Source organism: Telluribacter sp. (genome assembly GCF_035998675.1).
Classification (GTDB): domain Bacteria; phylum Bacteroidota; class Bacteroidia; order Cytophagales; family Spirosomataceae; genus Telluribacter.
In genome coordinates, this window is record NZ_DASYHI010000015.1 from 445,684 (window position 1) to 461,851 (window position 16,168).

Below are 16,168 nucleotides of genomic sequence, written 5' to 3' on the forward strand. Positions count from 1 at the left end.
ATAAGGTGTAAATTAAAATCAGGACGAGACAGGGAGTAAGCTTGTAATCCTATTATGGACGAGATACCACGCCCTAAAACGGTACCCCTAAAAAATTCACTACGCCGGGCTACGGGAGCAGAAATGTCCAATATCCCACTGACATTCAGCTCCCACCCCTACCTGTCAAACCATTTCCGTAGCATACTATTAAATCCGTACCGTGCAAAGTATTCGTTAATAGTAGTTTCATTACCTCCCATACCTTTCTATATTGGAATACATTGGAGGTTGTGTCACTTTATCATGAATAGGTTTTGCGGGTATGTTCTTCTGCTGGCTTTTGATTTAATAGCCACAATCGTTCAGGGCCAGTCTGTTGCGGACCAATACCGCTTTGACCACATTACGGTGAATGATGGCTTGGCCCACAGCGATGCGATGTGCGCCGAGCAGGATGCCGAGGGCTTCCTCTGGATCGGGACAAACGACGGGATCAATCGGTACAACGGCTACGAACTGAAAAAGTATTCGCTCCCCATCAACACCCGCAGTGGTCTGTCCGGCAACCGGATCCGGGATTTGTACACGGATGCCCAAAACCGGTTGTGGGTGGGTGCCGAGGGGGCCGGTCTGAGCTTATTCGATGCCGCGCACGATCGGTTTATCAATGTCAGCCAATTGGCCCGTTCGTCCGTCAACCACGCGCTGATGGAACGGCTTCAGTTGGCCGACGTGGAAGTGATTTCCGCTGACCAGAAAGAGCGAATCTGGGTCGGTACGCGCTCGGATGGGCTATTTGTGCTGGTCCTAAACACCGCTAATCAACTAATCGATATTCGGCAAATCGGGTTATCGAAGCCATCCGACGTTACATTCGGCGTATCGAGTCTGGCCGCCGACCGCGACGGAACAATCTGGATTGGTACGCTTTCCAACGGTCTATGGTCAATCGGTGCGGGGCAGCCGTCACTGCCATCTATGGCGCAGACGGCTCCGTTAGCAACCCGCTTCATTCGGGCGTTACACCTCGATCGTCAAGGCAACCTTTGGATTGGGACTAATCAGCAAATTCTTTGGGTGTCGCAGGACGACCGTCTGGCTCAAAGGTCTTTCTCGCAATATTCCCTGCCCCAGCCCATCAACGAACCTCAGTGCATTTATGTCGATTCATTCGGGCATCTGTGGGTGGGAACGAACGCCGGGCTGCATTTATGGGAACCGCGTCCGGCGTCCGACTCATCGTCCCGGATTCCCGTTCTGCCAGACAGGCACAGGCTGTTTCTGCCGGAAAATGCCAGTTCACACACAATCAATTCCGGGCGGGTTGAACAAATTTTTGAGGACCGCAACCAGATTATCTGGTTCTCAACCCCGTCTGGTGGTCTAAACAAATTAAACCTGTGGAATAAACCGTTTACAAATTTGCAACGACAGGCCACAAGTCAACCGACGCTGGCCGACAATGCCGTCAATGCGATCCTAAAGGACGAAGCCCGGAACTGGCTCTGGATTGGGACCCGCAACGGCTTCTCCCGTTACGATCTGACCACGAAAACGTACCGTAACTACCTCAGTCAGTCACTGCCCGGCTATGCGACTGGGGTTGAGGTATCGGCGTTTTGTCGGGCCTCAGATGGTACCCTCTGGGTCAGTACCCGGTACAGCGGTCTGATCACGCTCAAAGATGACCAACTCCACACACAAACCGTCCTTCCGGATGGGTTCTCGTTACGGACTACCCGGTTGGAAAGCATTGTGGAAGACCGGTTCGCAACCATTTGGGTGGCTACGTTTGACAAGGGACTACTGCGTTTTGACCGACAGGGACGCTTCCTCCAGCGATTCAATACCGAAAACAGCGGCCTGCCTACCAACCGTTTTACTTTTTTACTATACGACTCCGAAAAAGACCTGATGTGGGCTAGTACGCATGACGCAGGTGTACTTAAGCTGAAACTAACGCCCAAGTCCCTTCAGGTCCAGAAACAGTTCAGCTACCGGGCTAACGATAGCACCAGCCTAAGCGTTAATTATGCCTGGCCGCTACTCAAAGACCATCAAGGACGGCTTTGGATTGGCACAATTGGCGGTGGCTTGAACTTATTGACGGTCAATGCAAAAGGGCAGGAGGTGATTCAACGGTTCAGTCATCGACTACCCCTATCAGACGTAGAAAGCCTGCTGGAAGACGAAACCGGCCACCTTTGGCTGGCGGGAACCGGATTGCTGCGGGTCAACCCGGCCACCGGCCAGTGGGTGTCCTACGTTGTGGCCGACGGCATCCAAAGCAACTCCTTCAAGGTGGGCGCCGCCTGGCGGGCTGCCGATGGTACGCTCTTCTTCGGTGGCGTCAACGGCGTCACGTATTTTCAGCCCAGGTTTATCAAGCCCAACCCCTATGCGCCCGTTGTTCACCTGACTGGGCTGCGTATTTTCAACAAACTGGTGGAGGCCGACAAGCCCGTCAATGGTCACATGATCCTTACGAGAGGTATCAATGGAACCAAAACCATTACTCTGCGGGCATCCGAAAACGATTTTTCACTGGATTTTGTGGGTCTACATTACGCCAATACCCGCAAGCATAGCTATGCGTACCGGCTCATTGGCTACAACGACGGCTGGATTACGGCCGCGCCGGGTCAACGCTCGGCCAGCTTTGCCAACTTGCCCGCCGGTGATTACACCTTTGTGGTGAAAGCGAGCAACGGCGAAGGTAAATGGTCCACCAAGCCCGCCACGCTTAAAATCACCATCACGCCCGCTTGGTACCGCACCGGACTGGCGTACGGGATGTATATTCTTTTGATAATCGGTGCTCTGTTGCTTTACCGCCACATTACGCTAACCCAACAGCGGTTGGAGAATAATCTGGCATTGGAAAAATTTCAGGCCGAAAAAGAAAGGGAAGTAACTGATATTAAGCTTCGTTTTTTTACCGGTATCTCACACGAATTACGTACCCCGCTCACCCTGATTCTGGGCCCAATGGAAGAAATGGCCAACGCCAAAAGTTCGTTTCCCGGCTTCAAAGAAAAGATGGACCTGGTGCAGCACCAAACCCGCAAGCTCCTGAATTTGGTCAATCAGCTCATGGAGTTCCGTAAGGTCGAAACGGGGAATATTTCCCTGCGGGCCAGTAGGGATGATATCGTTGCGTTCGTGAACGAGTTATTTATGATCTTCCGCTTCAAAGCTCAGGAACAGCACATTGATTACGCCATTGAAGTACCCGTCACGCCGGTACCCATGTACTTTGACCGGGACAAGCTTGAAATCATCTTGACCAACCTGATGGCCAATGCCCTGAAATACACCCCTGAAGGTGGAAAAATCAGGCTGTTTCTTTCGGTCGTAGGCTTATCGGATGAGCCGGCGGTATTCAAAGAAAATAAATTAATCGACAATTATATCCAGCTTGTTGTGCGCGATTGGGGGGTGGGCATGAACCCGATGGAGATCGAGCGAATTTTCGATTCCTATTACCAGGCGTCGCATACCGAAACCATGCATATCATGGGCACGGGTATCGGGCTATCGCTGGTGAAGCAATTTGTGGAAGCACACGCCGGTGAAGTAGCGGTAACGAGCGAACCAGATGTCGGTACTGAATTCACCCTGCGGTTGCCGTTTGGTCAGGCACACCTGTCGCAGACGGATATAGTCGATGAACCACCGACCACCAAATCGCCAGCCCTGGTTCGGAACAGGGTCGTTGATGAAGACGAAACCAGTCATTTACCGAAAGGGGAAGCCAATTTAGGGGCGTCACGTATTCTGGTGGTTGAAGACAACGACGAACTACGGCAGTATCTACAGCAACTTCTTGCCCCAGCGTATACCGTTTTTACGGCTGTCGACGGCGTTGATGGTTGGGAGAAAACGCTCAGCCTCCTGCCCAGCCTGGTCATTAGTGATATCATGATGCCCCGCAGCGATGGACTGACGCTGTGCCGGAAAATAAAGCAAAACCTCAAAACACAACATATTCCGGTCATCCTGCTGACTGCTCGGGTAGCGGCTGTCCATGAGCTGGAAGGGCTGGAAACGGGAGCTGACGAATACATGGCTAAACCCTTTGACCTCAGCATCCTGCACGCCAAAATTGCGTCCATCCTTCGGGGACGGCATCAATTGAAAGAGTATTACCAGCGTCAGATTCTGTTAAAGCCGACCGACATTGTTATTCCGAATGCGGAACGGCAGTTGCTTGAAAAGGCCATGCGTATTATTGAAGCCAATATGCATGATTCGGCATTCAATGTACAGACGTTGGTTCGGGAAATGGGCATGAGCCAGTCTTCGTTCTACCGGCAGATCAAAGCGATTACGGGGCAGCCGGTCGTCAAATTCATCAAGGATGTCCGTATGAAACGGGCCGCTCAATTGTTGGCAACGGGCCAGCTGCGCGTGTCGGAGGTGGCCGCCCAGGTAGGTATGGATGACTTGAATTATTTCCGCAAAACATTCCAGGGGGTATTCATTCTATCGCCCTCAGATTACGCAAAACAGCATTCCGGAATTGATGAAAATTCTTGTGAGACGAAATAATACACCTTTTTTGACGAAAATATCCACCGGGAAAGCGCCTGATAAAACCTAAGTTTGCGCCAGTCCCATTCCGAACCGAAATCTTAACCCGAAGGGATCTTGCCAAGGCTCGGGTTCCGCAGGCGTCCTGGCGAGTACAGAGTATAAGCCGTAGTCTGATGGAGAATTCTTCCTTGCTGTGCCAGTTTGTGAATGGCAGGCATCGTCACGCTGGGCAAACAGCAGGTTAATTGACTCACCAAAAACAATTATGAAAATAAAATACAACGCCATCATACCCATGTTAGGGATCATTTTATTGGTTTCTACCCTAGGGATAAGCCAGCCCAAACCCGTCTACACCAAATACGTCAACACCTTTATTGGCACAGCGCCCCTCTATGACCCTGAGATTGTCGGCTACGAGTACCCGAAGGGCTGGCGTTCGTGGGCGGGGCTGACCTTTCCCGGCAGTTCGCTACCCAACGCGATGGTGCAGCTAAGCCCCGTGACAGAATACGGATCCGGCGCGGGCTACGAATACGAAGATTCCATGATTTATGGCTTTACCCACACCAACAAAGGCCACTGGAACCTTTGTAACATTCCCATTCTGCCGCTTTCCAGACCGGCCGAGACTTACGCTTCCCGGTTCAGCCACCAGAAGGAAAGTGCTGCTCCCGGATTTTATCAGGTCTATCTGGATGATTATAACGTCGATGTGAAGCTGACTTCCACGTTGCGCTGCGGCTACCACCAATACGCGTTTCGCGACAACACGGACCGGCAGGTACTCTTCGATTTGGGCCGGGCCAACAACCGTGTCTCGGGCTGGAATATCGAGCAGGCCGGGCCGATGGCGGTGCAGGGCTACCAGCAGACGGGCGAACGCATCTACTTCTACGCTCGCCTGAATACGAATATCGACCGGATCGAGAAAAAGGACGACGGGCAACGCAACGGTAATGCCGTCGTGCATCTGGCGAATGGCAGCACCCAGCCTGTCGAACTCAAAATCGGGCTGTCATTCGTGAGCGTGGAAAATGCCAAACAAAATTTGGAGGCTGAGATAGCGGACAAATCATTTGAAACCGTTCGTAACGAAGCCACCCAAACCTGGGAAAAACTCCTGTCGTCCGTTCAGGTGAAGGGCGGCACTGACAAGCAGATGCAGATGCTCTATTCCTGCCTTTACCGGTCGTTTTTGTGGCCCGCCCTGCGCAGCGACGTCAACGGCGAGTACACCGATGCCAAAAAGCAGGTTGTAAAGGGCGACTTCCGGTACTACACGGAGCCTTCGCTATGGGACACCTACCGCAATAAAGACGTTCTGCTGGGCCTTATCTCTCCCAAGGTGACGCTCGATGTCATCAAGTCCATGAAGGATGTAGGGGATAAAAAGGGATTTCTGCCTACCTTCTTTCACGGCGACCACGGATTATCATCTATTGCCGGGGCCTACCAGCGGGGCATTACGGATTTTGACATCAAGGGTACCTACCAGATCATGCTCAAAAACGCCAATATGCCGGGCGGCCCCCGCGCCCACATCGCCGAATACATCGAAAAGGGTTTCATCTCCGACCCCGACATCCCGAATCCTAAAGTGGAAACAAAGGCCAACGCGGGCGTGTCCAAGACACTGGAATACGCGTACGACGATTATTCAGTGGCCCAAATCGCTAAACACTTGGGTGACACCACCAACTATCGCCTTATGATGGCGCGGTCAAAAAACTATAAGAATGTGTTCGACCCGGCTACCCGGTTCATGCGGGGCCGACTGGCCAACGGCGACTGGATTACGCCCTTCAACCCGCAGTACCCTTACTACGAGTACATGTATCGGGAGGCCAACGCCTGGCAGGTTTCGTTCTACGCGCCCCACGATATGCCGGGGCTGATCGCGCTGTATGGCGGGGCAGCTGGCTTTGAGTCGAAGCTGGATTCACTCTTTACCGTGCCATGGAACCCCAGGTACATCGCCCGGAACGTCGAGTCGTTCATCGGACAATACTGCCACGGCAATCAGCCGGACCACGAGGCTCCGTTCGCCTACCATTTCATCGGCAAGCCCGAAAAATCGCAGAAGATCCTTGACAACATTCTGAACAACTTCTACGGCATCGGTGAGGACGGTCTGGCCCTCTGCGGCATGGACGACGCGGGCGAGCTTTCGGCCTGGTACGTGTTCAGTGCGTTGGGCCTGTACCCGTTTTCGGCCACCGATGCAGAATATATAGTGACCGCCCCGCTGTTCGATGAGGTTACCTGGCGTACCAGCAGCGGCAAAACACTCACCATCAAAAAGCCCAACAAAGGCCGAGACTTGAAAACCATTAAGGTAAATGGCAAAGCTAACAAGGGCTATTTCGTATCCCACGATTTGTTCAAAAATGGCGGTACCCTGGAAATTCTCACCAAATAATTACTTCACTAATCCCTACATCGTTATGGACTCATTTAACATCACCCGTCGCCGCTTCATGCAAAGTTCCACCGCCGCTTTGGCACTTTCAACCTTCGGAGAGCGGGGGTTGGACTTGATTAATCCGGCCAAAACCCAGCGCGTCGCATTAATTGGAACGGGTTGGTACGGTAAAAGCGATTTGTTGCGCCTGATTCAGGTCACTGATGTGGAGGTAGTAGCCCTGTGCGACGTGGACAAGAATATGCTTGCCGCCGCGGCTCAGCTCGTCAGCCAACGCCAGAAATCGGGCAAAACGCCTAAACTCTACGGCGATTACCAGAAGATGCTGGCCGAGAACGAACTAGACATCGTGCTCATCGGCACCCCCGACCATTGGCACGCGCTGCAGATGATCGACGCGGTGAAGGCCGGGGCGAACGTTTACGTGCAGAAACCCATCAGCGTCGATGTAATGGAAGGCGAGGCGATGGTAGCTGCCGCCCGCAAGTACAAAAAAGTGGTGCAGGTCGGGACGCAGCGGAAGAGTACACCCCACCTGATCACCGCCAAGCGCGACATCGTGGACGCGGGTTTGCTGGGCAAGATTTCCCACGTGGAAATGTGCTGCTACCTCCACATGCGGGCCAACGGCAATCCCCCGGTGCAGCCCGTCCCCGACTTTCTGGACTACGAGATGTGGACCGGACCGGCCCCTTTGCGCCCATACGACGGTCTGCCGCACGTGCGCTGGTGGCGGACATTCATGGAGTATGGCAACGGCATCACTGGCGATATGTGCATCCATATGTTCGATACCGTGCGCTGGATGCTGGGACTCGGCTGGCCGAAGCGCATCAACTCAGAAGGGGGTATTTACGTGCAGACTGGCGGCAAATCCAATATCTCTGACACCCAGTCGGCTGTCTTCGAGTACGATGGGCTGAACTGTATCTGGCAGCACCGCACCTGGGGCACTCCTAACAACCCGGACTACCCCTGGTCATTCACCCTCTACGGCGAGAAGGGTACCCTGTGGGCCAGCACCATGCAATGCGACTTTATTCCGGAAGATAAAAAAGGTAAGAAAATTCACCTGGACGTAGTTTACGAAAAGGAAAAGTACCCCGAAGACCTGACTGAACCCACGAACCCCAAAATCGAACTGAACGCAGCACCGGCCACCCGTCTTCATATGCTCAATTTCCTGGATGCTATCGACAAGGGAAGCCGCCCGATAGCCGACATCGAACAGGGCCATATTTCGACAGCGAGCTGCATCCTCGCGAATCTATCCATGCAGACGGGCCGCCCGGTAGTCTATGACCCGCAGAAACGGATAGTCGTCGGGGACCGGGAGCTCACCAAGCTGCTCGAGCGTGACTATCGGCAGCCGTACAAGCACCCGCATCCTGACCGGGTCTAAATAGTGTATCTAGACCTGAACTTGATTATTCAAAAAAATAATGGTACCCCAAGCTCACCCTGATTTGCAATCAGGGTGTCATCAAATAGCGTTTAAAACGCGAATAAAAAAATCCTTGCCTGGAGGAGCGCCTCCGGGCAAGGGTGTTACCAGCTCTTAGACTCAAAATATAGGGCCTGATACTGAAAGCAGAAGCCATTTCCCAACTGATTAGTCAAAGTAAAAAAATCAGGCTATTAATCAATGGAGATGAGATCAATCTTGAAAATAAGTATTGAATTAGCCGGTATACCCTGCTGGGCCTGTGGTCCATAAGCCAGACTTGGCGGTAAATACAATGTAATACTTCCACCAGGACTAATCAGGGGAATGCCTTGCTGCCAGCCGAGGATGAGCCTGGATAAGTTGAAACTTACATCAGAAGCGGTTTCAAAAGTACTCCCATTCGTTAGCGTGCCCGTATAGTCAACTGTAACATCAGAACACAGAGTGGGTTTGGCACCGGTGCCGGGGGAGTGAATGGTGTAATAGAAACCCCTTTCATCAGCCGTAGCATTGATTTTATTCGTATCAATATATTGTTTTAGAGCAGTTACTTCGCTCTGTGGTGCCTTTGTGGTGGGGATAGCCAGGTTGCAATCAGCCGGATCAGTCGAATCGTCATTCTGACAGCTACTAGCCAGTAACATCAAGGTAAGTAAAAGTAATCCATTCCATTTCATTCCCATTGCCGTCGTTGGTAAAGTGGTCGTATAGTGTCTTAACTATCCGGATGGATAATGGTTCGTATGCAGTAGTTTGTTAGCGGGATTAGTTGAAATATCCGGCTGAGCGTAGTACTTCCGATACAAATTTTAATACCTACCCGATCATAAAAAAGAAAACCGACAGTGAACCACCACTGTCGGTTAAGAATTCCCCTTGATCCCGTATCAGAGATTCAATCAGAAGATGAAGCGGGAAAAATTGTCCTATTCTCACGAAATAAAACGCTGGTACAAACATAGGCTACCAGAGAGTCTGGTGCCCGCAGAATAGACGTTTCCGCGAAAGTTATCGACAACTCCTCCACTTTTGTCTATCTGCCCGCTTCACAAAGTATCCGGTTAAAGGCTCCATACGCCCGGGAGAAGCCGTCGGTGGCGGCCTTCGGTTACTACGTGCAGGGGTACCACCGGAAAGTACCAGGCTGGCAGGAACAAAGGTACCTCTCTCCCACCCGATGGTTAACGAGGTACTTCGGTCGCAGGCTTTCCGGCCAACAGCAGGGATCGTCCGGTAAGGTAAAGCAGTACGGCTAATAGCCCAAAAGGCAGGAGGGCCAGCCAGTCGGCGTTGGCTCCGGCAAAGAAAGGGTTGTTGGCTTCGGACCAGTTGGTGAAGGTAAGTACCGTGCCGCTGAGGAATTCGGCGGCCAGCGCTACCATAATACCGGCTAAGGCACCACCCGCTATGTAGCCGGAGGCCAGCAGTACCCCGGGGCTTTTATCGGTTTCGGCAATGATTTCTTCTTCCTTCAGGTTTCGCCCCCGCAGGCCCTTTACCACCTCTTTGTCGACCAGCCACCGCACCAGCCCACCCACAAAAATAGGCGCCGACACGGCTATAGGCAGGTACAGTCCCACGGCAAAAGCCAGGGACGGTATACCGGCGAGTTCCAGTACTATGGCTATCATTACCCCCAGCAGCACCAGATTCCAGGGCAGCTCCTGACTCAGTATACCTTTGATGATATAGCTCATGAGGGTGGCTTTGGGCGCGTAGTACTTGGTAATGGAGGTACCATCGGCCCGCTCGGTGATGGTGCCATTGATGCCGGGGTCTACCAGATAGGCCGGTTTTCCGGCCTCATCGACCAGGTACCTACCGGCTTCGCCCCGGGCGACATCGGTATTGTGCCAGACAAAATAGCTGGCTTCATCGTTCAGCCGCTCATCCTTCACCCCTTCCCGTTTTGGCTCGTCGCCAAGCCGCAGCAGTTGGCTGTCGGGTACCCGAAACTCGGTTGCGAAGGCCGCAGGTGCTACGGGTACGTACACCGTTGAGGCCTCGTTGAGCCCGATGAGTACGGGCCCCAGCGCCAGGGCCGAAACCAGCGCCCCGACCAGGATAGCCACTTGCTGTTTCCAGGGGGTACTGCCCACGTGAAAGCCGGTTTTGAGGTCCTGGGAGGTAGTACCTCCGTTAGAAGAAGCAATACAGACAATGCCCCCGATAGACAGCGCCGTTACAAAATAGGGGTCAGGCTGGGTCCAGCCCAGGAGCAGAAAAGCCAGGCAGGTGAGCAGCAGGGTAGCTACCGTCATACCCGAAATGGGATTGGAAGAGGAACCGATTTCACCGGTGAGCCGGGAAGAAACCGTCACAAACAAAAAGCCGAATAAGATTACAAAAACGGCCCCCATGATATTCATTTTGAGAGCAGGTACCAGAGCCAGTATAACAGTCAGGGCCAGGATGCCACCGATGACCCACTTCATAGAAATATCCTGGTCGGTACGGGGCAGCGCTTCTTTGACCGCTACTTTATCGCCACTCCTGAAGTCTCTGATCCCCGATCTGATTCCGCCAAAAATCATGGGGAACGACCTGAACAGGCTGATGATACCTCCGGCGGCTACCGCCCCGGCCCCAATGTACAAGATGTAAGTACTCTGAATGCTGTCTTTGCCTTCCAGCGCCATATCACTGATTAGTTTAGCGGTGGCGGGAGTCAGGGGCTGGCCCAGGCCTCCCCCAAAGTAGGCGATCATCGGAATCAAGACCAGGTAGGCCAGCGCCCCACCGGCAAACATCACCCCGGCAATGCGGGGGCCGATAATATAGCCTACCCCCAGCAGCGCCGGGTTGTTTTCCAAGGAAATGGAACCTCCCTGGAAGGGTGGGCCAAATTCCTTGCCCGGTACTTCTTTCCAGCCCTTGAATACCTGCATCAGCGTTACAAAGAGAAAACCCAGGCCAAAGCCCGCCCCTATGGTTTTGCCGCCACTGCTGATGGAGCTATCAGTTACCGCTGTTTCGGCCTCAATGGAAGCTCGCCGCGATTCCTGATTCGCTCCGGCTTTGAGTACTTCGGCGCAGGCGGTTCCTTCCGGATATTTAAGAAAACCGTGCTGTTCCCTGATCATGGCCCGCCGCAGCGGAATCATCATTAAAATTCCCAGCAGTCCGCCCAGTACCGCCACCAGCGTAACGCGCCAGATTTCCAGGTCAAAGCCCAGAATCAGGATGGCCGGCATGGTTACACCAACGCCAAAGGCAATGGACTCGCCCGCGCTGCCCGCTGTTTGTACAATGTTATGCTCCAGAATGGTGATATCGCGCAGACCCAACCGGGAAAGCAAGCGAAAAAGGGTAATAGAAATAACCGCTACGGGAATAGACGCCGATACCGTAAGACCTACCTTCAGGACCAGGTACAGCGAAGAGATGCCGAAAATAACGCCGAGCAGGGTACCTACCAGGAGTGGCACCGGCGTTAGCTCGCGCATGTTTTTTACGGTGTCGGCAATATAAGGGCGGAAATTTGCCAGAAAGGGATTCTTGGTCATCAGACAGAAAGGTGACTTTTACAGGAAGGGAAGGTAGTAGTAAAGAATTAAATTTCCAATACCAGGCGGGCGACCCAAAGAGTCAGAAGACTAGGTGAAACGCCCGGCAAACAATCCCACATCATTGTCGTTTATACTTTTTCGTGGTATACTTTTTATGCTGCTTTGTACCCACGGTTCCTTCCTTCTGTGTGGCGCTCATCCTGCTTCGGAAGAGCTTTTAGAGATCTGTCTGGCGGGCCAGGCAGGCAATGTAGGGTTTGATAATTAACTAAAAAGAAAGGAGAAACACATGCTGGCAATGAATTACCGGGGACCCCAACGGGTCCGGATTGATCACAAGCCTTTACCCCAGATACAACATCCCGAGGATGCCATTGTACGGGTGACCCGCTCCTGTATTTGTGGGTCTGATTTACACCTGTACAACGGCAATGTACCGGATACGCGCGTAGGTGAAACGTTTGGACATGAATTTGTCGGAGTAGTAGAAGAAATAGGCGAGGCCGTACATAAGCTGAAAGTGGGCGACAATGTACTTGTACCTTTTAATATAGCCTGCGGCCGGTGCGCCTTCTGTAAGCAGGGCCTGTATGGCAACTGCCACGAAGCCAACCCACAGGCTACCGCGGCGGGTGGTATTTTTGGTTACTCCCACACAACCGGTGGCTATGGCGGCGGACAGGCCGAATACGTGCGTGTACCCTATGCCAACTTTGGGCCAACGGTCATACCCGAAGGAATGGACCTGGATGACGCCGTGATGCTGACCGACGTAGTACCTACCGGTTATCAGGCTGCCGAAATGGGCGGAATTCAGAAGGGTGATACCGTTGTCGTGTTTGGGGCCGGTCCGGTAGGGATTATGGCGGCCCGGTGTGCCTGGTTGTTTGGCGCCGGTCGGGTTATTGTCATTGACCAGGTAGAATACCGGCTGGAATTCGTGCGGAACTACGCGCAGTGTGAAGCGTATAATTTCAATTCGCTGGGAGACCCGGTAGTATTTATCAAAAAAACAACCGACTCACTGGGGGCTGATGTGTGTATTGATGCCGTTGGAGCGGAAGCGGCGGGTAATGCCATGCAAACCATCACCGGCCGTAAACTGCTGCTACAGGCGGGTTCGGCTACGGCCTTGCACTGGGCTATTAACTCCGTAAAGAAAGGAGGTATTGTTTCTATAGTGGGTGTCTACGGACCTACCGACAACCTCGTACCTATTGGTAATGTGGTCAATAAGGGTATTACCATCCGGGCAAATCAGGCCTCGGTCAAGCGCCTGCTGCCAAGGCTGATTGAGCACGTACAGAACGGTATCCTGGACCCGAAAGCACTTATTACGCACCGCATTCCGCTAGAAGAAGTTTCGGACGCTTACCGTTTGTTTGCGGATAAACTGGACAATTGTATAAAACCGGTACTTCTGCCACCAACCGCCAGAACCTAAAAAATCAGAAAAGTATGGATGATAAAATGAGTTTTGAAAATAACCGGGGGGGCGATCACTCGCATATCAAGGGATGGGGCATTGATGCTGATCCCAAGAATGATCCTACTTACCCCATGAAACAACGCACTAACGAAGAACACAAAGGCTATAGCTGGGAGCGTCCGGCGCAACAACCCATTACGAGCGAGGTACTTCATTCCAACGAGCGGCCCAATGTCACGGCTGTATTTGGAGCTACTGTACCCCCCCAGGGGTTGAGTGGGCAGCTTCGGCGGTTTGCGTTTCAATACAGCGAAAACAGCTACGGCCACTGGCTGCCCCTGCTCCTGGCCGACCGGGTCAATGTCGTGGAGGGTATCATTGATGATATAAAACAGGGGCACGTACCCAACATCTTCGCCGAACGGGGTATCAAGGCGGAGTGGAAGCACAATCCGGAGGGAGTTATCAAGAAAGTCGCCGTTGGCGTACTGGTAGCCGCCGCTCTGTATACCTTCCTGAGCCGCGACAGCGACGATGATTAAATACTAAGAAGTACCTACAAACAGGCAGCCCGGCTCTGAAGAGTCGGGCTGTTTATTTACATGCCAGAACCTTGAAATAAGGTACTACTTTACCCCCCGCTGCTCCTTCATTTCCTTTTGAAGTTCTGCTACTATGGCCGCGAGCTGTTCCAGTTTCTCACTTTTCTTCTCAAGTACCTTATTCTTCTTTTCCAGCTCTACTACGTACAGGGTGAGCTCTTCTATCTTCTCCATCTGTTTGGAAAGCATCAGTGACACATCTATCCCTTTCTCAGTCAGCTCCTGCGCCGAAGGAATACCTGGCAGGTGCTTGTACTTCTGCATGTACTTTTCAACTTCACTTAAAGGACGCAGTCGATACCCCGGCTCAAATACCCTGTCCGCCCACTCCTTGGCTGATGCTAACTGAACAACGGGTCTGGCTATACGGGAACTAAGGCCTACCAGTAGCTCGTTCTGCTGCCCCAACTGATTCTGCTGCTCCTGTACCGCTTTTACCAGTGGCACTACAAACTCCGCGTAGCGAACACTATATGGCGTATGTTTGTTGGGCGGAGCTACTACCCCACTGAAATCAAAACCGACTGACTTAGCGGCTTGCTCAACTTCCTGCGCCAGAAAGCCTGTGTAAGTGATGCGTTCCTGCTGGGCTATGCCTTCCTGTGCCTCTGGTCTGGCGAAAAGCGTATCAGCCGCTTTGCCGTAGATAAATCGGTTGAGACTATCAATGTCCCAGTGGTAGGTCACCGGCCGTAGTTTCAGAATGAAGTCCAGTCCTTTTACATCTTCCTGCACATCTACCTTGAAGCGCTGGTCAGAAGTACTGGAGAAGTTTACATTGCCACTGATACTAACAATGTTGGTATTCCCAATGCGGATATGGTTACTGGCAGTGGGTGAGGCAGCATACCCAAAGGCTCCTGTATTAGTTTCGTTTCCTAATGACGAGTACACACTTGGACCGGCATAGTCCCCAATAGCTGTGTTATTACTACCAGTGTTTATTCCTAAAAGTGCGCTAGTACCTACGGCTGTATTGGAGCCTCCAGTACTATTATTGACTAATGAAAAATATCCTATTGCCGTGTTATAACGGCCATTGGTGCTATATTCAAGAGCACTATTACCCACAGCTGTATTGTAGGCTCCATCTATGTTATTCATTAGAGTACTGCCACCAACGCCAACATTACTTACTCCTGTGGTATTACTGAATAAGCTTTTTAATCCTATAGCCATATTATAGGAGCCAGTGGTGTTACTGAAGAGGGCTTTTGACCCAACCGCTGTGTTTGCTATAGCGAGGTAATTTTGAAAGGTATCTATCCCATTATTGTAGAGGGCACTATCTCCAATAGCTACCAGGTTGGCTTTTGAAGTACTATGGTAAAGCGCCCCTACACCGATAGCTACATTGCTATATCCGGTGGTGTTAGAATAGAGCGCGGCGGTACCATAGGCGGTATTGTAGTTGCCAGTGGTATTCTTGTTCAAGGCAATATAGCCACTGGCGGTGTTACTCCCCCCGGAGATGTTTGAGTACATAGTCTGATACCCCAGGCTGGTGTTGTTGGAGCCGTTGTTGTTTGAGTAAAGTGCCTGGTAACCTACTGCGGTGTTAAGTCCCCCTTGTTGATTTGAAAAAAGAGTACTGGCGCCTATAGCTGTGTTGAAGGGGCCACTAGTATTAGAATGTAAACTAGTGTTGCCAATGGCAGTATTGGCAAAGCCGGAGGAACTAAAACCCCCAGCCATAAGTCCAAGGTGCAATGCTCCACTTATAGAAGTTGTTATTAATCCTGCATTTAGATTATTCACTTTCAGTACCAATGGTTGATTGTCGGTTGTACCTAAAAAGTGAGTAGCCGAGTTAGTGCCTGCATTACCCGTTAAAGCCCAGCCGGAGAAAGATCCTCCACCTGAGCCTGTGGTAATAAGCGGTACCCATTTGCTGCCGTCCCAGTAGTAGTAGCCAGGTATTACGTTACTAGGAGAAGTACCGGCCGTAGCCGTATTGTAGACCAGCAGTGAAGTAGCCGGTGAGGAGACAGGTCCGGCCGTGTTAGTGGCCGTAAGGGCTACTCTGGGAACCAGCACCCCTTTGTTAGTAGCACTTACGTCCAATGCGGCCGACGCGTGAGGAGCGGCTCCGGTGCTGTTGATACCGATGCTCTGACTTAGGGCTTGATGTAGAACTAAAAAGGGAATAGAAATAAAAATAACACAGAGACTCACTCTGCCGGGGAGTAGAGGTGGATTCATATAATGCGTGTTTAGGTTTTGGATGAGAATTATGTA

Annotated in this window: 8 protein-coding genes; 5 read left to right on the forward strand and 3 right to left on the reverse strand. The window is 52.1% G+C overall.

Features of this window, described 5'->3' with window-relative positions:
* The first annotated feature begins 285 nt into the window (after window positions 1-285).
* The 3 genes from VGN67_RS09590 (at window position 286) to VGN67_RS09600 (ending at window position 8,345) form a co-directional block, all read left to right on the forward strand.
* Window positions 286-4,533 carry a hybrid sensor histidine kinase/response regulator transcription factor gene (locus VGN67_RS09590; RefSeq protein ID WP_327486591.1) on the forward strand — a complete coding sequence of 1,416 codons (4,248 nt, stop codon included), beginning with the start codon at window positions 286-288 and terminating at the stop codon, window positions 4,531-4,533.
* A gap of 250 nt (window positions 4,534-4,783) precedes the next feature.
* Window positions 4,784-6,940: a GH92 family glycosyl hydrolase gene (locus VGN67_RS09595; protein WP_327486592.1), complete on the forward strand. Its 2,157-nt coding sequence runs from the start codon at window positions 4,784-4,786 to the stop codon at window positions 6,938-6,940.
* Window positions 6,941-6,965: 25 nt separating this feature from the next.
* Window positions 6,966-8,345 carry a Gfo/Idh/MocA family oxidoreductase gene (locus VGN67_RS09600; RefSeq protein ID WP_327486594.1) on the forward strand — a complete coding sequence of 460 codons (1,380 nt, stop codon included), beginning with the start codon at window positions 6,966-6,968 and terminating at the stop codon, window positions 8,343-8,345.
* A gap of 236 nt (window positions 8,346-8,581) precedes the next feature.
* Here VGN67_RS09600 and VGN67_RS09605 read toward each other — a convergent pair whose 3' ends face one another.
* Together VGN67_RS09605 and VGN67_RS09610 are read right to left on the reverse strand one after the other, a co-directional pair.
* Window positions 8,582-9,067: an FKBP-type peptidyl-prolyl cis-trans isomerase gene (locus VGN67_RS09605; RefSeq protein WP_327486595.1), complete on the reverse strand. Its 486-nt coding sequence runs from the start codon at window positions 9,065-9,067 to the stop codon at window positions 8,582-8,584.
* A 504-nt stretch (window positions 9,068-9,571) separates the two neighbouring features.
* Window positions 9,572-11,896, reverse strand: coding sequence for an OPT family oligopeptide transporter (locus VGN67_RS09610; RefSeq protein ID WP_327486596.1), 2,325 nt, complete (start codon window positions 11,894-11,896; stop codon window positions 9,572-9,574).
* A gap of 292 nt (window positions 11,897-12,188) precedes the next feature.
* Here VGN67_RS09610 and VGN67_RS09615 point away from each other — a divergent pair, with 292 nt between their 5' ends.
* Both VGN67_RS09615 and VGN67_RS09620 read left to right on the forward strand, forming a co-directional pair.
* The gene (locus VGN67_RS09615) at window positions 12,189-13,343 is read left to right on the forward strand and encodes a zinc-dependent alcohol dehydrogenase (RefSeq protein ID WP_327486597.1); all 1,155 of its coding nucleotides are present in this window, start codon (window positions 12,189-12,191) and stop codon (window positions 13,341-13,343) included.
* Window positions 13,344-13,357: 14 nt separating this feature from the next.
* Entirely contained in the window at window positions 13,358-13,870 is a 513-nt protein-coding gene (locus VGN67_RS09620; RefSeq protein WP_327486598.1) for a hypothetical protein, read from the forward strand.
* A gap of 84 nt (window positions 13,871-13,954) precedes the next feature.
* Here VGN67_RS09620 and VGN67_RS09625 read toward each other — a convergent pair whose 3' ends face one another.
* A complete protein-coding gene (locus tag VGN67_RS09625) occupies window positions 13,955-16,132 on the reverse strand; it encodes a tail fiber domain-containing protein (protein WP_327486599.1) in 2,178 nt (725 codons plus the stop codon).
* Window positions 16,133-16,168: the final 36 nt, after the last annotated feature.